At 60.7% G+C, this 23,837-nt stretch carries 24 protein-coding genes; 12 read left to right on the top strand and 12 right to left on the bottom strand.

Annotated elements, in window-relative coordinates:
- Position 1: 1 nt before the first annotated feature.
- From ABQJ48_RS20205 to ABQJ48_RS20190, 4 genes are all read right to left on the bottom strand, one after another.
- A complete protein-coding gene (locus ABQJ48_RS20205) occupies positions 2 to 1,894 on the bottom strand; it encodes an amidohydrolase (RefSeq protein ID WP_367839761.1) in 1,893 nt (630 codons plus the stop codon).
- Complete coding sequence (locus ABQJ48_RS20200) at positions 1,891 to 2,181, bottom strand: DUF1427 family protein (RefSeq protein ID WP_367839760.1); 291 nt, start codon at positions 2,179 to 2,181, stop codon at positions 1,891 to 1,893. Before ABQJ48_RS20200 ends, ABQJ48_RS20205 begins: the two co-directional genes overlap by 4 nt.
- 192 nt (positions 2,182 to 2,373) lie before the next feature.
- The gene (locus tag ABQJ48_RS20195; RefSeq protein WP_367839759.1) at positions 2,374 to 3,060 is read right to left on the bottom strand and encodes a hydrolase; all 687 of its coding nucleotides are present in this window, start codon (positions 3,058 to 3,060) and stop codon (positions 2,374 to 2,376) included.
- A 29-nt stretch (positions 3,061 to 3,089) separates the two neighbouring features.
- Positions 3,090 to 3,431 carry a carboxymuconolactone decarboxylase family protein gene (locus ABQJ48_RS20190; protein WP_367839777.1) on the bottom strand — a complete coding sequence of 114 codons (342 nt, stop codon included), beginning with the start codon at positions 3,429 to 3,431 and terminating at the stop codon, positions 3,090 to 3,092.
- Between the two features lie 278 nt (positions 3,432 to 3,709).
- Between ABQJ48_RS20190 and ABQJ48_RS20185 the strand changes: the two genes are divergently transcribed.
- Positions 3,710 to 4,465 carry a TrmB family transcriptional regulator gene (locus ABQJ48_RS20185; RefSeq protein ID WP_367839758.1) on the top strand — a complete coding sequence of 252 codons (756 nt, stop codon included), beginning with the start codon at positions 3,710 to 3,712 and terminating at the stop codon, positions 4,463 to 4,465.
- Positions 4,466 to 5,005: 540 nt separating this feature from the next.
- On the opposite strand, the gene ABQJ48_RS20180 is transcribed toward ABQJ48_RS20185, so the two are convergent.
- A complete protein-coding gene (locus ABQJ48_RS20180) occupies positions 5,006 to 5,890 on the bottom strand; it encodes a MurR/RpiR family transcriptional regulator (protein WP_367839757.1) in 885 nt (294 codons plus the stop codon).
- Positions 5,891 to 6,169: 279 nt separating this feature from the next.
- Here ABQJ48_RS20180 and ABQJ48_RS20175 point away from each other — a divergent pair, with 279 nt between their 5' ends.
- Genes ABQJ48_RS20175 through alc form a run of 8 tightly spaced genes read left to right on the top strand, consistent with a single transcriptional unit; the run spans position 6,170 to position 12,195 of the window.
- Positions 6,170 to 7,018, top strand: a complete 849-nt coding sequence (locus ABQJ48_RS20175; protein WP_367839756.1) for a transporter substrate-binding domain-containing protein — start codon at positions 6,170 to 6,172, stop codon at positions 7,016 to 7,018.
- A 19-nt stretch (positions 7,019 to 7,037) separates the two neighbouring features.
- Complete coding sequence (locus ABQJ48_RS20170; protein ID WP_367839755.1) at positions 7,038 to 7,655, top strand: DUF1989 domain-containing protein; 618 nt, start codon at positions 7,038 to 7,040, stop codon at positions 7,653 to 7,655.
- Between the two features lie 11 nt (positions 7,656 to 7,666).
- Positions 7,667 to 8,302 (top strand): urea carboxylase-associated family protein, encoded by a 636-nt coding sequence (locus ABQJ48_RS20165; protein WP_367839754.1) that lies wholly within the window; start codon positions 7,667 to 7,669, stop codon positions 8,300 to 8,302.
- Positions 8,303 to 8,320: 18 nt separating this feature from the next.
- Positions 8,321 to 9,004: an amino acid ABC transporter permease gene (locus ABQJ48_RS20160; protein ID WP_367839776.1), complete on the top strand. Its 684-nt coding sequence runs from the start codon at positions 8,321 to 8,323 to the stop codon at positions 9,002 to 9,004.
- Positions 9,001 to 9,675 (top strand): amino acid ABC transporter permease, encoded by a 675-nt coding sequence (locus tag ABQJ48_RS20155; RefSeq protein ID WP_367839753.1) that lies wholly within the window; start codon positions 9,001 to 9,003, stop codon positions 9,673 to 9,675. The genes ABQJ48_RS20160 and ABQJ48_RS20155 overlap by 4 nt, the downstream gene beginning before the upstream one ends.
- A gap of 5 nt (positions 9,676 to 9,680) precedes the next feature.
- The gene (locus ABQJ48_RS20150) at positions 9,681 to 10,484 is read left to right on the top strand and encodes an amino acid ABC transporter ATP-binding protein (RefSeq protein WP_367839752.1); all 804 of its coding nucleotides are present in this window, start codon (positions 9,681 to 9,683) and stop codon (positions 10,482 to 10,484) included.
- On the top strand, positions 10,481 to 11,149 hold the full coding sequence (locus ABQJ48_RS20145; RefSeq protein WP_367839751.1) for a DUF1989 domain-containing protein: 669 nt from the start codon (positions 10,481 to 10,483) through the stop codon (positions 11,147 to 11,149). Before ABQJ48_RS20150 ends, ABQJ48_RS20145 begins: the two co-directional genes overlap by 4 nt.
- A gap of 41 nt (positions 11,150 to 11,190) precedes the next feature.
- Entirely contained in the window at positions 11,191 to 12,195 is a 1,005-nt protein-coding gene (gene alc / locus ABQJ48_RS20140) for an allantoicase (protein ID WP_367839750.1), read from the top strand.
- A 758-nt stretch (positions 12,196 to 12,953) separates the two neighbouring features.
- Here the strand turns inward: alc and ABQJ48_RS20135 are convergent.
- The 5 genes from ABQJ48_RS20135 to ABQJ48_RS20115 all read right to left on the bottom strand — a co-directional run bounded on the left by ABQJ48_RS20135 (position 12,954) and on the right by ABQJ48_RS20115 (position 15,811).
- Positions 12,954 to 13,250, bottom strand: a complete 297-nt coding sequence (locus ABQJ48_RS20135) for a hypothetical protein (protein ID WP_367839749.1) — start codon at positions 13,248 to 13,250, stop codon at positions 12,954 to 12,956.
- Entirely contained in the window at positions 13,234 to 13,521 is a 288-nt protein-coding gene (locus tag ABQJ48_RS20130) for a hypothetical protein (RefSeq protein WP_367839748.1), read from the bottom strand. Before ABQJ48_RS20130 ends, ABQJ48_RS20135 begins: the two co-directional genes overlap by 17 nt.
- Entirely contained in the window at positions 13,494 to 13,949 is a 456-nt protein-coding gene (locus ABQJ48_RS20125; protein ID WP_367839775.1) for a cytosine permease, read from the bottom strand. Before ABQJ48_RS20125 ends, ABQJ48_RS20130 begins: the two co-directional genes overlap by 28 nt.
- A 260-nt stretch (positions 13,950 to 14,209) precedes the next feature.
- Entirely contained in the window at positions 14,210 to 14,479 is a 270-nt protein-coding gene (locus ABQJ48_RS20120; protein ID WP_367839747.1) for a hypothetical protein, read from the bottom strand.
- Between the two features lie 66 nt (positions 14,480 to 14,545).
- On the bottom strand, positions 14,546 to 15,811 hold the full coding sequence (locus ABQJ48_RS20115; RefSeq protein WP_367839746.1) for an MFS transporter: 1,266 nt from the start codon (positions 15,809 to 15,811) through the stop codon (positions 14,546 to 14,548).
- Positions 15,812 to 15,939: 128 nt separating this feature from the next.
- Between ABQJ48_RS20115 and ABQJ48_RS20110 the strand changes: the two genes are divergently transcribed.
- Positions 15,940 to 18,663 (top strand): ATP-binding protein, encoded by a 2,724-nt coding sequence (locus ABQJ48_RS20110; protein ID WP_367839745.1) that lies wholly within the window; start codon positions 15,940 to 15,942, stop codon positions 18,661 to 18,663.
- A 20-nt stretch (positions 18,664 to 18,683) separates the two neighbouring features.
- Here ABQJ48_RS20110 and ABQJ48_RS20105 read toward each other — a convergent pair whose 3' ends face one another.
- Positions 18,684 to 19,622 (bottom strand): LysR family transcriptional regulator, encoded by a 939-nt coding sequence (locus tag ABQJ48_RS20105; RefSeq protein ID WP_367839744.1) that lies wholly within the window; start codon positions 19,620 to 19,622, stop codon positions 18,684 to 18,686.
- Between the two features lie 166 nt (positions 19,623 to 19,788).
- On the opposite strand from ABQJ48_RS20105, the gene ABQJ48_RS20100 reads away from it, so the two are divergent.
- Positions 19,789 to 20,997, top strand: a complete 1,209-nt coding sequence (locus ABQJ48_RS20100) for an MFS transporter (protein ID WP_367839743.1) — start codon at positions 19,789 to 19,791, stop codon at positions 20,995 to 20,997.
- Positions 20,998 to 21,968: 971 nt separating this feature from the next.
- Here ABQJ48_RS20100 and ABQJ48_RS20095 read toward each other — a convergent pair.
- Entirely contained in the window at positions 21,969 to 22,955 is a 987-nt protein-coding gene (locus ABQJ48_RS20095) for a LysR family transcriptional regulator (protein ID WP_367839742.1), read from the bottom strand.
- Positions 22,956 to 23,218: 263 nt separating this feature from the next.
- Here ABQJ48_RS20095 and ABQJ48_RS20090 point away from each other — a divergent pair, with 263 nt between their 5' ends.
- The gene (locus ABQJ48_RS20090) at positions 23,219 to 23,824 is read left to right on the top strand and encodes an FMN-dependent NADH-azoreductase (protein ID WP_367839741.1); all 606 of its coding nucleotides are present in this window, start codon (positions 23,219 to 23,221) and stop codon (positions 23,822 to 23,824) included.
- Positions 23,825 to 23,837 lie beyond the last annotated feature (13 nt).

The raw sequence follows: 23,837 nt of genomic DNA, 5'->3' as shown, positions 1-23,837 counted from the left end.
GTCAGACCGCCCAACAGGCGCAGCCAAACGCGCCCCAGAACGAACGCAGGTCTGAGGCCGGCGCATTGCTCGACCAGGCGCGCGTATGGTCGTGGCCGTGCACCGCGCAACCATTCGTGCAGCCGCAGGACGCCGCCGCCATCTGCTGCAGCGACGCCTCACCTTCGCCCTTCGAATCCCTCCACGCACCGAAGCCGCCGAAGCGACGCACAGGCGACCAGTCGGGCATCGCTGGAGGCGGCACGCTGTCGTCGAGATGAGCGAATGCTGCGGCACCATAGACAACGCGGCCGCCGACAACGGTCAGATCCGACACGGTACTTGCGATCTCGTCCTCGGCGCAGGTGAAGAAGTCGCGGTCGGGAACGATCAGGTCGGCTAGATGACCCACGGCTATCTGGCCTTTCTTGCTCTCTTCGTTGGAGAACCAGGTGACCTTCTCGGTCCACATTCGCAGCGCCGTATCGCGGTCAAGGCGATTGCGTTGCGGATAAAGGCGCAGGCCGCCGACCGTCTTGCCCGTCACGAGCCACGCAAGCGACACCCACGGGTTGTACGACGCGACACGCGTAGCGTCCGTGCCCGCCGACGTGCGCACGCCCTTCTCGAGCATGCGCGCGATGGGCGGCGTCGCCTCGGCCGCGGCCGCGCCGTAACGTTCGACGAAATACTCGCCCTGGTAGGCCATTCTGTGTTGCACCGCTACGCCGCCGCCGAGCGCCGCGATACGGTCCATCGATCGCTCGGAGATCGTCTCGGCATGGTCGAAGAACCAGTGGATGCCATCGAGCGGTATATCCCGGTTGACTTTCTCGAAAACATCCAGCGCGCGGCTGATCGTCTCGTCATAGGTTGCGTGCATGCGCCATGGCCAGCGGTTTTCGGCGAGCACGCGCACGACCTCTTCCAGTTCATGTTCCATCTGCGGCGGCATGTCCGGGCGCGGCTCGCGGAAGTCCTCGAAATCGGCTGCGGAGTACACCAGCATCTCGCCCGCACCGTTGTGCCGGAAGTAGTCGTCGCCCTGCTTGTACTTCGATGTCTTCGTCCAGTTCAGGAAGTCCTGCTTCTCTGCCTTCGGCTTCTGCGTGAACAGGTTGTACGCGAGACGCACCGTCAGCTGTCCGTCGCTGGAAAGTTTTTCGATGACCTGGTAGTCCTCCGGATAGTTCTGGAAGCCGCCGCCCGCGTCGATCACACCCGTCACGCCGAGCCGGTTCAGCTCGCGCATGAAATGGCGCGTCGAATTGAGCTGATAGTCGAACGGCAGCTTTGGCCCCTTCGCCAGCGTCGCGTACAGAATCGACGCATTCGGTTTGGCGAGCAGCAGCCCCGTCGGGTTGCCGTCGCCATCGCGCATGATCTGTCCGCCGGGAGGCTCCGGCGTGTCTTTCGTGTAGCCGACCACGCGCAGTGCCGCAGCGTTCAGAAACGCCCGGTCATAAAGATGCAGGATAAAGACGGGCGTCTCGGGTGCGACGGCATTCAACTCCTCGATGGTGGGCAGCCGCTTCTCGACGAACTGGTGTTCAGTGAAGCCGCCTACCACGCGGACCCATTGCGGTGGCGGCGTAATCGCCACCTGGCGCTTGAGCATGTTCATCGCATCGGCGAGGGAGCGCACGCCGTCCCACCGCAGCTCCATATTGAAGTTCAAGCCGCCACGCACGACGTGCGTATGGTTGTCGATGAGCCCGGGCAGAACGGATCGTCCCTTCAGATCGATTACCTGTGTCGCCGTACCGGCCAACGACATGACGTCGGCATTGTCGCCAACGGCCGTGAATTTCCCGTCCTTGATGGCGATCGCGCTCGCTGTCGGGTTCGCACGATTCAGCGTCGTGAAGCGGCCGTTGTGCAGAATCAGATCGGGGGTTATTGCGGAAGCGTTCATGAGCGGGTCTCCTCGTTGCCAGCAATCTTGCGAGCAGTCATGACGCGAGAAATGCCATGCTGCAATGTGCCGGATGCTGCGGTCGTCTCGTCCGATGCGCGCGACATCGCTCCGTGAATGGCGGCGCAGAGGTATTGCTTGCTGACGGGAACAAGCTGCTCTCCACCGAGAATGCCGAGCAGCCCGACCAGCGCAACGAGCGGCGGGGCCGGCGACCTTACGCCAATCAGGTGGTAAATGACACCGACCAGAACGCCGGCACCTAGTGAAAACAGATAGAGTTTCATCGGTTGATCTCTCTTGCAGCTTGCTCACGACGGGATCGCTTGCGGTCGTTGCGGCGCCAGCACGGTGAAGCGGTCAACGGGCGGAATCGGACCGGGGCTGTCTGAAGCGGATATCATGTGTACTCCTGATGGCCGGCGGCGCCTTGCCGCACGGCCGGAGTCTTGACATCAGTTGCGACAGTGGGTGGCCGATTACCTGGCCGGAACCGGGGGCACGATCTCGTGGAAACCGTTGGCGCGCTGCGCCGCCTGGTGCACCATCGTGTATGCGTAGTCCACGCCCATGCCGTACGCACCAGAGTGTTCCCTGACGACGTTCATGACGGCGTCGTACGTGTCGCGACGCGCCCAGTCACGCTGCCATTCGAGCATCACCTGTTGCCACGTCACCGGCACGACGCCGGCCTGGATCATGCGCTGCATCGCATAGTCATGCCCGTCCTTCGACGTGCCACCCGAAGCGTCTTCGACCATGTAGATCTCGTAGCCGCCTTCCAGCATTGCGCTGAGTGCAAAGGTGTTGTTGCAAACCTCTGTCCACAGGCCGGAAACCACGATCTTCCTGCGTCCATTCGCAGCCAGCGCGTCACGAACCTTCTGATCGTCCCAGGAGTTCATCGATGTGCGTTCGAGCACCGGCTGACCGGGAAACACGTCGAGCAGTTCGGGGTAGGTAAAGCCCGAGAAGCTTTGCGATTCGACCGACGTAATGGAGGTGGGAATGCCGAATAGCTTCGCTGCCTTGGCGAGACCTACCACATTGTTCTTCAGCACCTGCCGATCAATGGACTGGACGCCGAATGCCATCTGCGGTTGTTGGTCGATGAAAAGCAGCTGGGAGTTTTGCGGGGTCAGTACTTCAAGCTTGGGGTTGCTCATGATGGGCTCCTTTCAGTGTGTATGGGTGATCAGGCTTGCTTCAGTTTGTCGATGGCATCCAGCACGTGCGTGCTGTACGTGATGGCAGCGCCGGTATTCAGGTTGATGGCGACACCCAGAGCTTCCGCGATTTCCACATCGGACACGCCGAGCTTGACGGCCTCTGCCGAATGAAAGGCGATACAACCATCGCAGCGCGTGGTGACAGCGACGGCCAGCGCGATGAGCTCACGCGTCTTCGCGCCGAGATGGTTCGTGTTGGCGCCCGCACCAGCGATGAGGCCAAATCCGCGAAGGGTGTCCGGCGTGCGTGTGGACAGTTCCTTGAGGCGAACATTGATGTCCTGAATCGTTTCTTTCCACTCAATCATGAGATGACTCCAATAGGGATACATGGGGTGTAGGCGCACGAGCGGGCCACTCAACCGGCTCGCGGTTCGCCCCGCTTCGGATCGATGTGATTCATCGGCTCCGGGCGTCAACGAATTGACTGAGATGAATGCTAGTCGTGGCCGTGAAGCATGTCCTTGCAATACGTTCCGACCTTGCAGGAACTTTGTTATCTATTTGATTATTAGCGATTTTTAGTGTACTATCCAAGCGAACGAATGGGCATGTAACGACCATCACCCCTGTGTACCGGGCGAACATGAACCTTGTTGAGATGCTCCAGGCCGCCGGCATCGACGGAAACAAGGCCGACTTCTATCTGGCCTCGCTGGAACTCGGCGAGTCCACCGTCGCTTCGATCGCCCAGAAGGCAGGAATTGGCCGCACGAATGCATACGAAGTGCTCGACCGGCTGCTCGCCGACGGACTCGTCGCGACCGTGCAGAAAGGCGCGCGCAGCTATGTGATTCCGCAAGATCCGATCGCGCTGCTCAGGCGTATCGAGGCGCAGCGTCAGCTCGTTCAGGAAGTGCTCCCGCGGCTGCGCTCTATTCACAATTCAGCGGGTGGAAAGCCGAGGGTGCGCTATTTCCCGGGTATCGAAGGGATCAAGACTGTGCTCAACGAAACGCTCGAATGTCAGAGCAAGGAATTGCGCGCGGTGATGTCTAACAGCGAGCTGTTTCAGATGCCGGGTTTTGAGGTCATCAGGGACGTCGCGGTGCGACGTATCCGTGCGGGTATCAATCTGCGCGTGATCCGCTCGGGCCCAGGCGATACGCGCGATCTGTGGCGATCGTCGAAGCGCGATCTCCGCGAACTCCGTTTCGCGCCCGCCGATTTCGAAGTGGGTATCACGACCTATCTGTACGACGACATCGTGGCCTTCGTTGCATCGCGGGCCGAGCACTACGCGCTGTCCATTCAAAGCGCGGAGTTCTTTGCGTTCGAGTGCAGTCTGTTCGAAGTGCTGTGGAGCACGAGCACGCCCGATCGGTCCGACAAACCTGCGTGAACCGCTTTCATTCACACCGGGGGTACTGCGCGTCAAGAATCAACGCCCGGCGAAGTGCCTTGAATATTTAATATTTAAACAGGACGGTAGCGCGACGGGTACGGACCGTGTTCGTCAGAACGCGCCCTACGGCAAAGTCAGCTGTGTCCGCTGTGTCTAAACTAGACCGCATGAACTCGCCGCGCGCCCGTTCCAGCAAGGTCGGTACCGCCCACCCCGGCTATCGCGGCGAGAACACGGACCGACGAGAGGCGGAAGTTGATTCAAAAGGAGCCATTTGAGTGGCCGCGCCTTCAATCAATCCAATGACCGAAACTGGCCCGGTAGTACGCGTTCGCAACAACCGCAGGTAAGGAGCCGCCGAGGATCCCAATGTCCGGTTCGGGGACGATCGTCGAACTGGTGCTCTCGGCCAGCTTGAGACGTTCGACAAGCGACGAAAATTGTCAACAATCGGCGTTCATCCCCTCAACATTACTCGTGGAAATATTACCTCTGCCTAACAGGTGCGGCAGGATCTTTAGATAACTCTCTACGTCTTCACTCGAACTCACGCAAACTTTCGTGCAATATTTCGACCCGCTGTAAATGGTTGCTGCCTCGTTCGAGCAGGCGCTCGGCAACCAGTGAGCAGATCAGATTGACGGCCGCCGTCATGCCGACGTTGCTGTCAAACAGCATCAGGCCATCCGTGTGGCAACGGATTACCCAGCGCGCCAATCGCGCCGGCTTCCCTGCAATGACATCCGACATATACACAATCGGCACGCCGGCCTCAGCGAGTGAAACTGCGGCAAGACCGACCGCCGGCACACGGCGCCGTAAGCCGACGATGATCGCGACATCCTTCGCGGTCAGGTCGCCGAGATATTCGCCCATGGTGTCGCCCGGCGCAGGCAACAACATTACGTCGGAGCGCACCTGAATCAGTTCGCGCCTGATCATCGTGGCTACTGTATGACTATGCCGATACCCGATGATCACCACGCGCCTCGCGTGTGCAACTGCCTCGACCACCTCACTCAGCACGCGCGTGTCGAGCGACCGGTACGTATTTGCCAGGTTCTCGACCTCATGCTTCAAATGCGCCTGAATCACGTCGTCGAGTTTCGTACTCGCATTCTTGCGACCCCGATCCTGTAGATACAACGGTGAACCGCCGACCTGTGCCGCGCGCGCAATCGCACGCGCGTCGTCATAAGACGTATATCCGAGCTTCTGAAAAAAACGTGTCGCAGTCGCTTTCGACACCTGCGCGGTCGCCGCCAGTTCCGTAGCAGTTTGCATCGCCAGTTGCCCCGGAGCGCTGAGAATGACATCGGCCAACCGTTGATCGATCTCGGACAGTTCGTCATAGCATTCGGCGATGCGACTCTCGATCGACTGCGGTGCGCGCTTTTGCTGTTTCGTTTGAGCTTTTGACATTTCGATGCTTGTGAGTAAGTGGAGCGCCCGCCGTGGTGCAGCGTCGGCACCGCGAACGTGCATCGCTGTTTTCTTGCACGCAGCAGGTGCGGTCAGTCGTCATCCTGCGATGACGTCACTATAAATCGTACCGTGGATCGTGAAATCTTTGTTTCTCTAAAGTCATCGTAGAAACATGTGTTTTCATCGTTTGCTTCGTGAAACCTACGTTTCACGCATAAAGTTGGCACGGATCATGCGTTCAGACGGTTTCGTCCACCTCTCTACGTGAGTTCCCTGATGTCAAAACGCCGCCTGTCCAGCATCGTCCTCGCCGCGTTGTTTCCGTGCGGCGCGTTGGTCCACTCGGTAGCCGCAAATGCCGATACACTCGACGACATCAAGAGTCGCGGCACGATGACCGTCGCGATCGATCCGACCTTTGCGCCGTATGAATACACCGACGCCAGCAACAACATTGTTGGCTTCGATCCGGCCGTCATGGCTGCGGTCGCGAAGCATCTAGGAGTAAAGATCGAATATCAGCGCATGGCATTCAGCGGAATCATCCCGGGCCTGCTCGCGCATTCGTTCGATGTCGAAGGTTCTGCGCTGAACGTAACCGCCGAACGTGCAAAGCGTCTCGCTTACATAGTGCCGACCAGCAAGACCGTGAATGGCGCTCTGGTGCGCGCCGATTTCAAAAAAATTCCGCAGCAGGCCACCATCGAGTCTCTCGCCGGACTGACGGCTGCGGTCAAGAGCGCGAGCGCGCCCGAACAGATCCTCAAGCAGTTCAACGAGACACTGAAGGCCAAAGGTCTTGCGCCGATCCAGCTGATCAGCGTGGATAGCGTCGATCAGACAGTGGCTGCATTGATGACGCGTCGCGCCGATTTCGTGTTCGACGATATGACCGTGCTCGCGGGCGTTATCAAACAGAATCCGGGCAAGCTGAAATCGACTGGTGAGCTCGGACCTTCGCAGTGGATTGCCTGGGCGACTCGCCCGGACGATATACGTCTGAACAAGGCAATCAGCGACCAGATCCTCGCCATGAAAAAGTCCGGCGAACTCGCACGCCTGCAAAAGGCCAGCCTGGGCGTGAGCTTTGATACACCGACGTCCGATTTCATCCCCGCGCAGTAAACCGAGCAGACCGAATCACATGACAGATCCAGTACCGACTCTCACCGTCAAGGCAGGACATGGACGTACCTTCGAAGTGAAGGCGGGCCAACGATTGACCATCATGGACGTCGAGGGGCAGCAGGCCGCCGACTTTGTCGCGGTGGTCAAGTCGAACCATGGCGAGAAGCTGTCGCCGACGCATACGCGCCGCCAGCTTCGGACGCTGTTTTTCAACGTCGGCGACGCGCTGTATTCATCGCTGGGGCGCCCGTTGTTGCGGGTAGTCGAAGACACCGTCGGCATTCACGATGCCAACGTGCCCGCCTGCGACGACACGCGTTTCACGGTCGATTTCAACGTAACCGGGCATCGCAACTGCCTCGACAACATGCACGCGGGTCTGGCTCTGTACGGGCTGTCGCCGTTCGATGTGCCGGAGCCGTTCAACCTGTTTCAGAACGGCCCGGTCACGCGGGATTGCCGAATGCAGGTCACCGATCCGACCAGCAAGCCGGGCGACTACATCACGTTCGACGTGCTCGAAGACCTGGTGTGTGCCGTGTCGTCGTGTCCGCAGGACATCATTCCCGGCAACGGCCTGAAGGTTACCGACATCGCCATTTCCATCCTGCCCGCGACGCCCGTCGCCGCCTGAACGGACTCAACATGCTGCTTCTCAAAGAACCGCCTTCGCGCGCACCGCTGTCCCCGCGAACCGTCGCCGTGCCTGCGGGCGAATCGCGCGCGATCGACGTCAAGGCAGGCCAGATCCTGCGTATCGAGGCGAAAGAACCGGGCGCGGTCGCGTCGATGTTCGGCTTCAGCCGGATCAACGACGATGTGTACATGTCGGTTCATCACACACGCGTGTTCAGCAATTCGTACGTGCTGCAGGCGGGCATGCGGATCGTCAGCAATCGCCGCCGCGCGCTGATGGTGCTCGGTAAGGATTCGAGCGGCAAACACGATCTGCTGCTCCCGGCATCGACAACCGCGTATCTCGCGGACCAGGGCTACGCGGGACAGACCGGCTGCGTCGAATCGGTCGGCGCGGTGATTCAATCGCTGGGCCTGAAGCCGCCCAAAATGCCCGACCCGATCAACCTTTTCATGCACGTGGCATTGCATCAGGATGGCCGCATCGAACCGCTGCCCAACGTCACGCGAGCCGGCGATTTCGTCGCGTGCCGGGTGGTGACGGACATGGTGTTCATCGTATCGGCGTGCTGCACCGGCATTGCGGGCAACGACGTGCCAGGCGCGCTCGAACTGTCGGCGGTCGAAGACCTCGACCAACTCTGATTCCGGGAACCAGCCGTGATGGGCTTTGACCCGCAAGTGATCCACAGCCTGCCGACACTCATCGACGGCTGGCTGCTGACCGTGGAACTGACGCTGTTCGGCGCAACCGGCAGTCTCGTGTTTGGCCATCTCGCGCTCGCGATGCAACTGACACGCGTTGCGCCGTTGCGCTGGGCCGCGCGACTCTATATCAGCTTCATGCGCGGCACACCCGCCCTCGTGCAACTGTTCGTGCTGTTCTTCGCGTTGCCGCTGATCGGGCTGGGCGGCCGTCCGATGCTGGCAGCCGCGCTCACGCTCGGCCTGAACAGCGGCGCCTACACGGCGGAAATCCTGCGAGGCAATCTGCGGGTGATCACTCCCGGCCAGTACGAAGCCGCGACTGCGCTTGGTATGGCGCCGTGGCGCATCGCGTTGAGGATCGCGCTGCCGCAGATGCTGAAGGCCAGCCTGCCCGCACTCATCAACGAATTTACGATCCTGTTGAAAACCACGCCGCTCGCGTCGGTCGTCGCCGTCACCGAACTGACGTACGCGGGACAGATGGTGATCGCGCGAACCTACACGTCGACGCAAGTGATGCTGCTGGTCAGCGTCGGCTATCTGGCGGTCGCGTTGCCGGTTATCTATGCCGCGCGGCGCGCACAGCGTTCGCCGCGCGCGCCAGGCGTCGAGCAGGTCGCGACGGGAGTTGCGCGATGACCTTCGATCTCAGCGTTCTGTCCGGCTACTGGCCGGAGCTTGCAGCAGGACTCGGCAGCACGGGCTGGTTGTGTGCGGCCGGCGCAGGAATGTCGGGCGTGCTTGGCGTGCTGCTGACGGTCGGCCAGCGACGCGGCGGTCCGTGGCTGGCTGCGGTGATTCGCGGCTACACGGCATTGACGCTCGGCTTGCCGCTGCTCGTGTTGCTGTATGTCATGTTCTTCGTATTGCCGGATTTCGGCGTGCTGCTGCCCGCGCCGCTGGTCGGCACGGTCACGCTCGCGGTCTATTACGGCCCGTACGTCGCAGAAGTGATTCAGGCTGCTGTTGCCGCCGTGCCCGCTGGAACCGTCGAAGCGGGAGTCGCGATCGGCATGTCGCCGGTCGCGATCGCGCGCCGCATCATCGCGCCGCAAGCGCTGCCGCTGCTGCTGCCCACGCTGACGGGTCTGCTGATCGGTCTCGTCAAAGATTCCGCGTTGCTATCGGTGATCTCTGTGCACGAATTCATGTTCGCCGCGAAGGCCGTCGTGTCCGACACGTACGCGCCGCTCGAAGTCTATTTCGTCGTCGCGATGGTCTACTGGGCCGCGACTTCCGTCATCCACTTTTCGACCCGTCATTGGGAGCGCCGCCTCGGCCGCGACCATCGGGTCGCCCGGCCCCGGTGATCAGCATGAACCTATCCGACAGCACGCCGCCCGTAGCGTTGAAGGCGAGCGGCATAGTCAAGTGGTTCGGCGCGAACCGCATCCTCGACGGCGTCGATCTGACCGTAGCGCGCGGCGAAACGGTCTGCGTACTTGGTCCGTCGGGCTCCGGAAAATCGACGCTGTTGCGCTGCCTGAACTGGCTTTCGCCGCCCGACGAAGGCGCCATCTGGATCGGCGACCAGCGGATCGGCTTGCGCGAGAACCCGAACGGCGCGACGAGCCCGCGGCCTGAGCGCGAGATACGGGCGCAGCGCAGCCGCATCGGCATGGTGTTTCAGAGTTTCAATCTGTGGCCGCATATGACGGTGCTCGAAAACGTGATGGAAGGGCTGCTGTCGGTCAAACGGATGAACCGTCTCGCCGCCGCTGACCTCGCCGTCGAAGCGCTGAGCCAGGTTGGGCTGGGCGGCAAGCACACGTCGATGCCCGCGAACCTCTCGGGCGGCCAACAGCAGCGTGTCGGCATTGCCCGCACCCTCGCGATGGCGCCGGAAGTCATCCTGTTCGACGAACCGACCAGCGCGCTCGATCCCGAACTGGTCGGCGAAGTGCTGACGGTGATGCGCGGACTCCCTGCGAACGATACGACGATGATTGTCGTCACGCATGAAATCGGCTTTGCGCGCGATGTCGCGGACCGCGTGGTCTTCATGGACGGCGGACGCATCGTCGAACAAGGTCCGCCCGCGCAGGTGCTCGACACACCCTCGTCGCCACGACTCCAGCAATTTCTCTATCGCTTTACTCCGGAAAATTCACGCTCATGAGCTATACAGATCAACCTGCAGTAACCGTTCCCGCCGGCCACGGCAAAGCAGTCCGACTGAAAGCAGGCCAGGCCGTACGGGTCATCAATACCCATGGCACGCAAGTCGTAGACTGCTGGGCCTGGAACGCGTACGACCTGAACGAATACATGTGCATGGAGACCACGCGCGTCTGGAACCAGCGGCTCAATCCGGTGGTTGGAGACAGCTTCGTGACCAACCAGCGTAATCCGGTGCTGACCGTCGTGGAAGACACGACGCCCGGTGTCCATGACACCTTCATGGCGGCCTGCGATCGCAAACGCTATGAACTGCTCGGCGTGCGCGGCTACCACCGCAACTGTTGCGACAACATGTTCGAAGGTATGTTCGAACTCGGCATAACGCCGCCGCGCCAGAACCTCGCTTCGTTCAACATCTTCATGAATATCCGCGTGCAACCGGACGGTATCACGCTGCATACGTTGCCTACCGTGACAAAGCCTGGCGAGTACATCACGCTACGCGCCGAAATGGATTGCTTCGTTGCGTTTTCTGCGTGTCCGCAGGACATCGTCAAAATTCAGGGGCAAGGCGACAACACGCCGAAACCGGTTGACATCGCCGTGCTTGACGACTTCGTATCCGATCTGCAAGGCACGCAACCGTGGGTTCCGGACGCCTGAGCGTTCATCATTTCAACAATCTCAGATAGACGCTCACACACATGGCCATTCCCACTCTCGACCCCAACGCGCCGGCCTTTACGCGCACAGGCATCAATCTCGCGGACCCACGTCTCGGCGCGCAAGCTGTGTTTACCAGTGATGATTTTTTCGCGCCGATGGCTCGCATGCTGAATCCGGAGCCGGCCGTGTTCATACCCGGCAAATACGATGACAACGGCAAATGGATGGACGGCTGGGAATCGCGTCGCAAGCGCGTGACTGGCCACGATTTCTGTATCGTCAAGCTGGGCACGGCGGGCGAACTGATGGGCGTCGATATCGACACGAGCCATTTCACCGGCAACTTTCCTCCGGCGGCATCGATAGACGCGTGTCGCTCGGATGACGACATTCCGCCCGCCGATGCGCAATGGACCGAAGTGCTTCCCGCAATGGCGCTGAACGGAAACGCGCATCACTTTCGCGCAATCGAGGCGGCCGAGGGCGCGGTCTACACGCACGTACGCCTGAATATCTACCCGGACGGCGGTATCGCGCGATTGCGCGTGTTCGGCCGCCCGCGCCGCGAACTCGCGCCGGGCGCCGAACTCGATCTCGCGTCAGCGATGAACGGTGCGCGGATCGTTGCGGCGAACAACCAGCACTACGGCCTCGCGTCAAATCTGCTTTTGCCCACGCGTGCAGCCAACATGGGCGAAGGCTGGGAAACCCGTCGGCGTCGCGAACCGGGCTGTGACTGGTGCATCGTCGAACTCGCGGTGGCTGGCGAAATCAGCAGGATCGATGTCGACACCGCGCATTTCAAAGGCAATTTCGCGGACCGTTGCTCGCTTCAAGGCGCATTCGTTACGGCAGGCACCGACGAGTCGCTCATCACCCAATCGATGTTCTGGCCCGTGTTGCTCGACGAGCAGAAGCTGGAAATGGACTGCTTACATTCGTTCTCGCCTGAACGGATAACGCGGGTTACCCATGTGCGCTTCAATATTCTGCCGGACGGAGGGGTGTCGCGAGTTCGTCTGATCGGGCGCGCACTGGTCTGATCCACACCGCCTGCCCGATTTGATCGTAAGAGGCGTTCCAGCTTCGAAGACTACACTTGTCATTGGAATTGTTTAAACAGGGCTAGTCGTCGCGGAGGATCCCGTTACCACGCAACGTGCCGTTGCGTGGTTGCCCCACCCGACGTTGCTCTAGATGTAAGATTGCGACGAGGCGTAACCCTCGCTAGCTCCGCACGAACGTCTCTTATCGAGGAAGCTGTATGTATCCTCAGGGTCGCGTTCGGCCGACTGCATGAGCACACGCCCGAAGCGATTGTCGCGCTCCGTCGTGGGGCACTAGCCGGCCCAGTAACGGTCATTCGACGATCGCCTCAACATCGTCGACAATCTAGCGCGACCGCACTTGCGTTGGAACGACGGCGCGAAGAATGTGTGTCTCCGGAATAGCCGCGAGCGGCGAGGGCAACGGGCGAAAGCGCTCCGCGCAACGCCTTGTCGGGAATTATCTTAAGCTTTGCGCTGCCTGTGTTCGATACCACCGCGCTTCACGCGCAGGTGGCAGTTGACTGGGCCGGAGATGACGCAACGCCGTTTGAACCAGCGCACGGCCGCACTCGGCGATGAACGGCGAGACAATCTTTGCACAGGCTGTGCATCCCAGTGACGTGAGCCCGCAATCCGGCAAGGCGGTGTGGGACGAACTCACTAGACGTTCGGGCGGCGCGGCGACCTGAGCGCGACGGAGCAAACCTGAAGACAGGCCGCCCCGCCGTTTGTCGAAGCGCTGAACCCGCCCCCTAAAGCAAGCCATTGCGCTGACGCACCGCGTGCCTCGCCCCTTGGGACAGTGCGTAATAGGCGACCCCGCCCACCAGCATCCCCGCGACCGCATCGGAGAACCATGGCGCCGTCTCGTGCACGAGCACCGCGACGAGCGCGCCGAATGCCCACGCTGCGAACGCGCTGCCGCGGAAGTTCGGCACGTCGTCGTCGTACGAGTAATGCCGTACCAGCAGCTGATCTACGATGATTACGCGCCGATCGGTGGTACGAGCACGCCGAGCAGGTTCAGCCAGTTCAGGAACAGACTCCACACGCCTGCCACCGCCAGCACCCCACCCAGTAAGCCGAGACGACCGTCATCGTTCTCATCTTCCTGTTCGCAATGCGCCCCCAGCCCACCGCACCGTTGTAGAGGCAATGCGTGCACACCGACCCGAGGTTCACGAATACGAAGATCAGCGCAATGGCCGACAGCACGCCGCCATGGCTGGTCAGAACCGCCATGAAGTTGCCGCCCTCGGTCGCCGGCGCTGCTGCGGCACCCGCGCATACGATCACGATACCGAACACCTGCGCGACCATGTTGGCAAACGGAAATGCGGTGAGGGTCGCATAGACTGCACTCTTGCCATCCTCGACCAGCGGGTGAAATCGGCGGTCATCGTGCCGGAATCGGCAAAGGTCGCCACCACCAGCGTGACGGCGCCGCCGAAGGACATGAAGCCGTTCGCGCCGGCCCCGTCGTAAAGCAGCACTCCGGAGAGCGAATGCTCCGAGCCGACCAGATACACCGCCGCAAAGCCCAGGATCAGATAAAGCGGCGCGGCGATCATGCCGACGATTGAGAGCGCGCGAATACCAATGAACGTCACAGCGGTATAAAGCAGCGTGGCCGCTACGATAGTCGCCGTTTCGTTCCACCCGAACGACGCTTGCACCGTCGTCCCGGTGAGACCGGTCTGAAACGCAAACCATCCGACAACGACACTCGCGAGAAAGCCGGATGTGATCGCATAGCCCTTTTTGCCGAATGTACGCTCGGCCTGCAGCGCAAAACTGCGGCCGGTATTTTAAGGCGCTCGACGACCACGTCGTCTTCTTCGGGCACAAAATCCTGTACGCAGGCGAGCCGGACGCGGTCCTGATACCTGCGGTGCTGACGAGGTCCTTGATGCCGACCGGCAATCCTTCATCGAGCAAAATCCGGTAGTACGTGGCGATTCGCTCTCGACAATGGTCCAAGCCCATTGACTTGATGGATCGTGCCTGCCTATCGCACCTGAATCTCGAAATCGACAAGATATCCCGATACTTCTGTACCGTGCGCGTGAATCAGTGCGATAAGCTCTTCCGGCATAATTTCGACACGCCATTCCCGTTGGCTGCCAGGCTTGCGAATATCTAGTGCGACCAGGAGCACGCTGCGACCATCCGCTGAAGCTTCGAGGCGCATCGTACGGTTAATCGTCTCCGTCTGCGGATCAATTTCCGTCAGTAACGACAACGTGCCATGAGCGCCAGGAAAGTGTGGGGAGTTCATGAATGAAAGTTTCCTGATTCCTTCGAACTGCTACGTTCGTCGGCTCTTACGGGGGAGGCATCCGTTCTATTTCCGGTTGCTTTCGGCCACTGTCGACGTTTCAATGGTGGCGTAAGCAGCCAGTCTCCCGGAGAAATGGAGAACGAACCCGAGCAACGCCAACGCGCCACCAAATACGCATGCTGCATGCCATCCACCTAGTCGCCAACTGATACTTGCTCCCCAGGAACCCGCGGCGCCGCCTACGAACATTCCGCTCATGAATAGCGTGTTGAGCCGGCTTCTTGCCTCCGGTCGAAGAGCGTAAACCACATGTTGGTTGGAGATGAGAGCCGACTGCTCACCGAAGTCCAGCAGGATGATGCCGACGACCAGGCCAACAAGGCTGCCCCAAAGGCCCAGAACCGCGTATGACAGCACCATGATCAGGCAACCAAGTCCGATAACGACATGGGGTCCACGACGATCGGCGACACGGCCGGCAAGTGGGGCAATCAGAATACCCGCCGCGCCAACGATCCCCATGACGCCTGCCACATCAGCCCCCAAGCCGAAGGCCTCATGCAGACGCAATGCCAGAATCGTCCATAGCCCAATAAAGGAACCGAACATCGCGGCTTGAATACACGTTGCACGGCGCAGCGACCGTTCTTCTCGCCACAACTCGATGAGTGACTTCATGAGGCCAAAGTAGCTGTGGCTCGTCCTGGGTTCACTGTGTGGGAGTTTGACTAGCAACATGACCCAGATAATGGCGGTCATCGCGGCCCCTAGCCAGAACGTAGCACGCCAGCCCCAATGATCGGCGGTAAATCCGCCGACGGCCCTTCCCAGCAGAATGCCGCAAAGCAGGCCGCTCATCACGGTACCGACGACCTGGCCACGGCGACTGGATCCGGCTAGTTCTGCCGCGAACGGTACGACTTGTTGGGCAACGGATCCTGAAATACCTACTACTGCTGAAGCGACTACCAGCAACCAGGCATTCGGGGCTGCAGCAAGGCATACCAACGCCACGACTAACACTGCCGTTTGCCCGAGAATCAATTTTCTCCGATCAATCCGGTCTCCCAGGGGGACCAGAAAAAACAGACCGCAGGCGAAACCCAGCTGTGTAGCCGTCGGAACCAGGTTGACCAGGCCAACCGATCGAGGGAAAGCCTGCTGCAATAGTTCCAGGATCGGCTGGTTGTAGTAAATATTAGCGACGAAGACACCGCAGGCGACCGCCATCACCATCAGCAATGAACTGTCCAGGTGATGTGTTAACCCGGGCTCTTCAGGGGCGGCGCGCTGCGCCGGAGATTCGCTACCAACTGTATTGGGTGACATGTCCAGACTCACGACGAAGTGCAGGGACCTTCATCGTGATGCAGCGCACACGAAAAGTCTTTGGCCTACAATTTCAGACGTCTGAAATCCCCGTTGATCCCCGAAATCTCGCCGTGTGACATTAAAAAATGCCGACAGGTACAAGGACTCGCCATGAAAAGCCGTCGAAGGGCCCGGATTCCCGCGACGACGATATGGTTGCTTTCGGGCGCTACCAGTTGTTCCCACGTTTGCGGCTATTGTTAAGAGACGGTGTACGACTGGACGTAGGTGAGCGTGCGCTAGACGTGCTAGTCCAGCTTGTCAGTGCGGCAGGCCAGGTCGTATCCAAAGATTTGCTTCTTTCCAGGATATGGGCGAAGGAAGTCATCGAGGAAAACAGCTTGCAGGCGCAGATCTCGTCGTTGCGAAAAATACTGGGGGATGATCGGGACCTGATCGCGACGGAATTTGGCCGGGGCTATCGTTTTACAGGTTCAGTGCAGGCGCATCGGGCTGTCACGTCGTCCATAGGCGCACCTCAAGCACGAGTCGGACTCCCGAATCCACGGTCCCCTTTGATCGGCCGCGTTGAGGAGCTACTGGAATTGAGCCGGCTACTGGCTACCCAAACGCTATGCACGCTCACAGGCCCTCCCGGCATAGGTAAGACTCGCCTGGCGATAGAGGCCGCATCAGAATCCAGTCCTTGTTTCCCCGATGGGGTTTACTTCGCCGACTTGTCGCAACTGAGCGAAGCCTTAGTAACGCCAGCTATTTCGAGCGCGTTGGCGGGGCTTGCTGGGACCAGCACACAGTTAGCGCCTCATCCGGGAAGGGCGCTACTCGTCGTTGATAACTGTGAACACGTTACGTCGGCCTGTGCGGCGGTCCTTGAGCGGCTTCTGGAATCTGATCCTCAACTGAGCGTGCTGCTCACCAGCCAGACCCCGTTGGGGCTGGACGGTGAGCAGGTGTACCGGCTCAGTCCCCTCGCGTTACCTCCGCACACCCTCAATGCAGCAATCGCGAGAACCTATAGCGCGGTTGAACTGTTTGTCCGCCGTGTCACTTCCGCGGACTATCATTTCGCGCTTACCGAAACGAACGTAGAGCAGGTTACGGCGTTATGCAGGGCGCTCGATGGGGTTCCACTGGCATTGGAAATCGCCGCAGCTCGCGTGCCATCGCTGGGTCTCGCAGCGGTCACCGAGGATTTAGCCCTCTCGTCCGGGTTGCTTGCCGCTCAGAAACGCCAGACCCCGGGGCGCCATCGGACGCTTGGTGACGCCCTGCGGTGGAGTTACCAGTTACTCGACTCCGCAGAACAAGCGGTGTTCCAGGAGTTGGCCATTTTCCCTGCCGATTTCACCGTCGCTGCCGCAGAGCGCATCGTATCCACCAGGCTGGAAAGGCCCACCCGACTGGTTGATGTTCTTTGCAGCCTCGTTGAAAAGTCGCTAATTACGGTGCAGGCCGGAACCCAGCCGATTCGCTATCGCTATCTAGCCATGGTGCGGGCATATGCCCTGGAGCAGCTTGCGAACCGCACGGCGGCCATGAATGAAAAGCATGCCCGCTTCGTTGAGCAATTGATTTCTCAAGCCCAACAGGATTGGATGTCGCTACCCACGACGCAATGGAAGCGACAATACGAACACCACATTGACGATATCAGGGCCGCTCTTGACTGGTCGTTGTCAGATAGTAAGCGCCGTGCCATGGGACTGCTCATCCTCGCGAACTCCGCCCCATTCTGGATACAACTATCACTCTACGACGAGTGTCGCCAGCGGATTACGAACGTACTGGAAGAAACGAAAGTTCCTCCCGTTGAGGAGCGGCAGGAGATGATGATTCAGGCCGCACTGGCCACGTCGCTGACCTGGTCACGTGGACCCGTTCCCGCTAATGGACGGGCCTGGACCAGGGCCAGCGATCTCGCGCTCCGGCTGGACGACGCGGAAACGCAACTGCAGGCTGAATACGGTCTATGGCTTTATTATCTCCGTAGCGGCTGCTACACACAGGCCCTCCAGCACGGGAAAAGCATGGCAGATCTAGCCGTGAGGCATCGCGATCAAGCTGCACTTCTGACGGCACGTCGTTTGATTGGGACATCTCATCATTTTTTGGGCAATCACACGGAAGCTTTGTCTGAAATTGAGTGCATGCTCGACAGTTATACGCGCGACGAACGTCATGGTTCCCATTTCAGATTTGGAATGGACCAGCGCGTGGCAGGTTGGGCCTTTCTTTCGCGCATTCTGTGGGTAATGGGGAACACGGCAAAAGCGCGACGGGCTGCCCAGATAGCAATTGACGAGGCTATGGCATTGGATCACGCCTGCACCCTATGCTGTGCCCTTGCGGAGGGAAGCTGTAACGTGGGAGCGCTTTCAGGAGACCTGGAAGGCGTCAAGCGTGTGTCCCAGCAGCTTATCCAGGCGGCAGGAACTCACGGTCTGGACTTTTGGGGACTCTATGGTTCGGCTTTTTCACTTTGGGCGAAAGTATTCCAGGATCCGAACGCTGTCTCTTTCGTCGAGCTTCGATCGACACTGGAGACGCTGCAAGCCCGTGGATTTGATCCGGCTTATTCTGTTTTCTTATCCGACTTTGCGAGCGCAATGCTGGAACAGGGCCGTATGCGAGAAGCAGTCAGCCTCATTAATGCCCGGCTGGCAGGCGACGCTACTGGACAGTTTTGGAATGCCCCCGAACTGATGAGAATCAAGTCTCGGACGCTATCGGAGAAGAGGTCATCCCGGCGGGCGCCACGGTCCATAATTTTGCAACAGGCGTTGACGCTGGCACGCGCTCAGGGTGCGAAAGCTTGGGAGCTAAGACTCAAAGACGAACACGTAGCGTAGGCGCCCGGCGTAATGGGGGATCACCCGTTTGCCGCGCCGAGCGCTGCACTGGAGCGGGACATGCCCGCGAGCGGGCCCGTGTTCGTCGATTCGAACAGGTAGTCGAGGAAGCCCCGTACAGAGGGCGACGTGCGTCGCGCGCGTTCGAAGAGCACATTCACGGGCGCAGGCATTGTCTCGTAATCCTGAAGGATGCGCCGCAGCCGGCCACGCTCGATGTCGTCCGCCACTTGCCACGAGGGGGCGCGCACGATGCCCGCACCGTCGATCGCCGCGGCCGCCAGGACGTCGAGCGCGTTGGCCCAGAGACGGCCCGCAATGCGCGCGGAATGACGAGTGCCAGCGGACTTGAAGCGCCATTCGACGGGGCCAGGCTGGTCGGAGAAAACGAGGCAGTCGTGCTGGCGCAGCTCGTCAGGCGAGCAAGGCGCGCCGCGGCGCTCGATATAAGACGGCGCGGCGCAAACGATCATGCGCACGTCACCGAGCTTGCGTGCCACGAGCGCAGAATCGGGCAGGCGGCCCACACGAATTGCGAGGTGGATGTCTTCCTCGACGAGATTCACGGCGCGGTCGATTAGCAGCAGCTCAACCGAAACAGCGGTGTGGCGCGCAAGGAAGCACGGCAGGAGCGGCGCGATGACGGTTCGGCCGAGCAGCGTGGGCGCGGCGATGCGCAAACGGCCCGCCGGCTTGTTGCGGCCCGCGCTGAGCAAAGTGCCCACTTCGTCCAGCTCCGCGAGGATCGACTTCGCGCGCTCGAAAAATAGGCGCCCCTCGTTCGTCAGCGCAATGTGCCGTGTTGTGCGGCGCAGCAGCTGCATGCCGAATTGCGTCTCCAGCGCCGACAAGTGGCGACTCACCGAAGTCAGCGACATCGGAATCGCACGGGCCGCGGCAGACAGGCTGCCGGCTTCCACCACCCGGACAAACACATTCATGGCGTCGAATCGGTCCATTGGTCACCTTTCCGAAAATCGCAAGAATCATTACCGCTGTACGACCGTACTCCCGAGATCAGGAATAGTCTACATTCCCCTTTGAGCAAACCGCAAAAGCCCGCACGCCACGTCTCGGATCGAGCGCGTGAGCGCTTCGAACATTTCCGGCAAAGGATGGACGCAGATGAAACAGTCGATCTATTGGGTCATGGCACTCGCAGCCGGACTCGTCGTCGCCAACAACTATTACAACCAGCCGCTGCTGGTCGATTTCGCGCATACTTTCAGCGCTACCGAAGGTCAGGCCGGCGCGGTTTCCATCGCCGCGCAGGCTGGTTATGCGCTAGGCTTGCTCCTGTTCATTCCGCTCGGGGACAAGGTCGATCTGCGCAAGCTCTTCGCGCTCACGTTGGCGGCGGCGGTCGTCGCGCTCGTCGCGATGGCGGCGGCGCCCACGCTGCCTTGGGCCGTGACGGCGAGCTTTGCCGCGGGCATGGCGAGTGTCGCGCCGCAACTGCTTACGCCTTACGCGGCGCAGATTGCGGGCCCCAAAAACCGCGGCAAGGCCGTCGGAATCGTGATGTTCGGTCTGCTTTGCGGCATCCTCGTCTCTCGCACGGTAGCGGGCACGATCGCTGCGCATTTCGGATGGCGCTCTGTCTACGCGTTCGCGGCAGTCACAATGGTGGGCGTTGCCGTCATGCTTGCGCGCGTGCTCCCGCGTATCGAGCCGACCTTCTCAGGCAGCTATGGTGCGTTGATGCGTTCGCTGTTTGCGTTGCTGCGCGAGGAACCCGTCGTACGGCAGACCGCTTTGATCGCGGCGTTGCAATTCGCTGTATTCAGCGCCTTCTGGACGACGCTCGCGTTTCATCTGCACGCCCTCGACCCCCGTTACGGCAGCGAGACGGCGGGGTTGTTCGGGCTTGTCGGCGTCGCCGGCGCGAGCGCGTCCTATGCTGCGGGAAAGCTGACCGATACGCGCGATCCGCGTCGTATCATCTTCGCCGCCAGCATTGTCCTCATTGCCTCGTACGTGGTGCTTGCGGGGAAAGGCTCGAGCATCGGCGGGCTAATCGTCGGGGTGATCCTGCTCGACCTCGGCATGCAAAGCTCCCATGTCTCGAACATGGCGCGCAGCCTGGCGGTTAAGAGCACTGCGATGAGCCGTGCCAACACGCTTTACATGACATGCCGCTTCGCAGGCGGGGCGATCGGCGCGGCGCTTGGCAACTATGCGTGGAGCGTGTGGCATTGGCCTGGCGTGTGCGGCGTTGGGCTCGTCTTTGCCAGCGCTTCGATGCTGCCGCAGATCATTCCAGCGTCCGGTCGGCGACCGCCTGCGGCGCAACGCGAGGCAAGCGCCGACTACAAGGGGCGTGAAGCCCGATAGACGATCGAGTGGTCGCATTTAACGGATCGCACTTCCTTAGGCGTCCGTAACGGTGGTTTTTGCTAGAGGAAATCTGAGCAACGTCCCACCGCGACGGAGGCCGATGACCGGCACCACGATCGGGACCGCGCCCGCGCAGCGCTCCACTCAGGCCACGACGACGCCGCCCTCAACCGGTCGACCGTGAGCCACGCCCAATCGACCGGCTCTGACACAGATTTATGCTCTGGCCGGGTGGAAAACGCCCTGCAGCGTGCGGCGATGCACGACGATTTGCGTGGCCTCGCCGCCGTCGCCCCCGCGAGAGTGACGACGCGCAGCCTATTCGGGTTACATGGCGGTTACATCGTCGCAGCCAGCTGTGGGGAAACCGCATGGAGCTGCCTGCCAACCCACGCCAGACAGGCGCGCAGCTGATGGCGCGAACACCGCAACCACGGACTGCCAGTCCGGCCGCTCACTGCGTTGAAGCAATATTAGCTGGCGCAGACGCCACCGTGTTGCTGTTGCGCGAGCCATCGACGTCGGCATTCCAAGGCGTCCAGTCTTGCAGGCTCAATTTTTGCCACAAGTCGCTTTGCCACCGAGCTCGGCAGATCCAGCGGGCCGTCCGATTGTCAAAGACGAACGCTCCTTCATCGGCCATTGCGGACATCGGGGCGGACTAGGTTCTACGTCAACGATATGGCGGATTGCTGACAGTCACGACGTCGACCAGCCGAACGGCAGCTTCCTCGATCAGCGAACTCACACTCCCGACCCGTCTGAGTCATTCGGATGCGATTCACCTCCGTCCGCTTTCGAACCGACTTCGACCGATCGTCGAGCAGATCGTGAGGCAGTCCACGACCTTTGGAAGTAACGTTCTTTCATGACATCCATCGCGACGCAGGCAAAAGGCTTACCATCTCCACTTTGCCGGTAATCCGGGATTCAGCCATTGAGATCGGCACCTGGATAGAGCCAGGCGACTACTTGGGCCGACGCTTTCCTGCAGGTGGCTGCGAGAGATCGGTACTAGATGGATTGACCAGTTGTGCGGTAGCGCTCGACGGAGCCGCCGAAGTCTGGCAATCGCGCAGGCGTTCGATCAGCCAGCGCCCCGCAGGCCCGGGCGGTGATGCCGTGGGATAGACGGCCGACATTTGCATGCCAAGCCCGCCTGGCGGGACTTCATCGATCTTCAGTTCAATGAGCCGACCTGTCTCAAGGTCGGTCCGAACGGTATGCATCGGCATGCCGCCCCATCCTAGGCCGCTGAGCAGGAATGCGTGCTTGGCAAAGAGATCCGCCAGATGCCAGGTCAGGCCGGAGAACACGCCAAACTCGCGCCCGGCCGACAGATCCGAGCGATCCGTCAGTACAAGCTGGGTATGACGCGCCAACTGTTCTTTTGAGATCGGCCCACGGAGAGCCGCCAGTGGATGGCTCTGTGCCGCGACCATGATGAAGCCCACCGTGGTCAGCTTCTCCGCCGTCAAAGGGGCGGGCACAGTCGGGAGCGAGCCGACGATGCCCACCGACGCCCGTCCATCCAGTACCGGTTGATAGGCACCGCCCAGTGCTTCGACATACAGCCGCAGCGGCACCATCGGAAAACGCTCCCGAAATTCCGTGGCCACCTCGCTGATGATCTGGATGGGGAAGAACACATCCACCACCACGCACAGCTCGGGCTCTAGCCCTTTGGTCATGCCCTTGGCGCGGGATTTCATGCCGTCGATGCCCCCTACCACGGTGCGCGCGTCTGCCAGCAGCACCGTGCCTTCCGTGGTCAGTTGCGGGTATCGGCGCGTGCGGTCGAACAGCTCCACGCCCAGCTGATCTTCCAGGTTCGCGACCAGGCCGCTGACCATGGACTGCACGCGCCGAAGCTTGCGCGCCGCGGCCGAGAAACTGCCTTCATCCACCGTGGCGATGAAGGCCCGCAATTGATCGAGAGAGACACCATCGAGCATGGGGGTAGCCAGAAACTATCTGGAATGGAGATGATTGGTATCGAAATATAGTGTCTTTTCTTGGTAGGTCAAGCGCGCCAGAATGAATGCGTGGGTTGAATCTACCCAGCGTCGCGCGCAGAAGCGTGCGGCGTACAAGGACAAGCGTGTATCTCTCAGCGCGATAGATTCCATCGAGAAATGACGTCTATTCAGATAGCAGACCCGAGCCTATCTTCCAGTCATCGGGCAGACACACCGCCTGCCACTTTGGAGAAACTCTCATGAAACTGCTGCACGTAGATTCCAGCATCCTCGGCCAAAACTCCGTCAGCCGCGATCTGTCCGCCGACGTCGTTACGACCTTCCGAGTCCGTCACCCCGGCCTTGAAATCATTAGTCTTGACCTTGCCGATACCCCGATCGGGCACCTGACGGCAGCGCACCTCGCGGCCGCGCAAGGCGCTCCCATTGACGATGCTCTGAAGGCCGACGTAGCCATGGGCCAGGTTGCGCTCGAAGACTTCCTGGCCGCCGACATCGTGGTCATCGGTGCGCCGATGTACAACCTCGGCATCCCCTCGCAACTGAAGGCCTGGATCGACCGCATCTCCGTCGCCGGCAAGACGTTCCGCTACACGGAGCAAGGCCCGCTCGGACTGTGTGGCGGCAAGAAGCTGGTCATCGCCTCGTCGCGTGGCGGCGTCTACAGCGAAGGCTCGCCCGCAGCCGCATTCGACCATCAGGAAACCTATCTGAAGGCAGCCTTCGGCTTCCTGGGCATCATCGATATCACCTTCATTCGTGCCGAAGGTGTGGCGATGGGTCCGGACGCCCGCAATGGGGCCATCGCCTCGGCAAAGGAAGAGACCGCCGCGCTCGGTGCGTAAGGCGCGCATCGCC

This window comes from Paraburkholderia suaedae (assembly GCF_040812055.1).
Lineage (GTDB): Bacteria > Pseudomonadota > Gammaproteobacteria > Burkholderiales > Burkholderiaceae > Paraburkholderia.
This window is presented reverse-complemented; position numbering and strand designations above follow the sequence as displayed.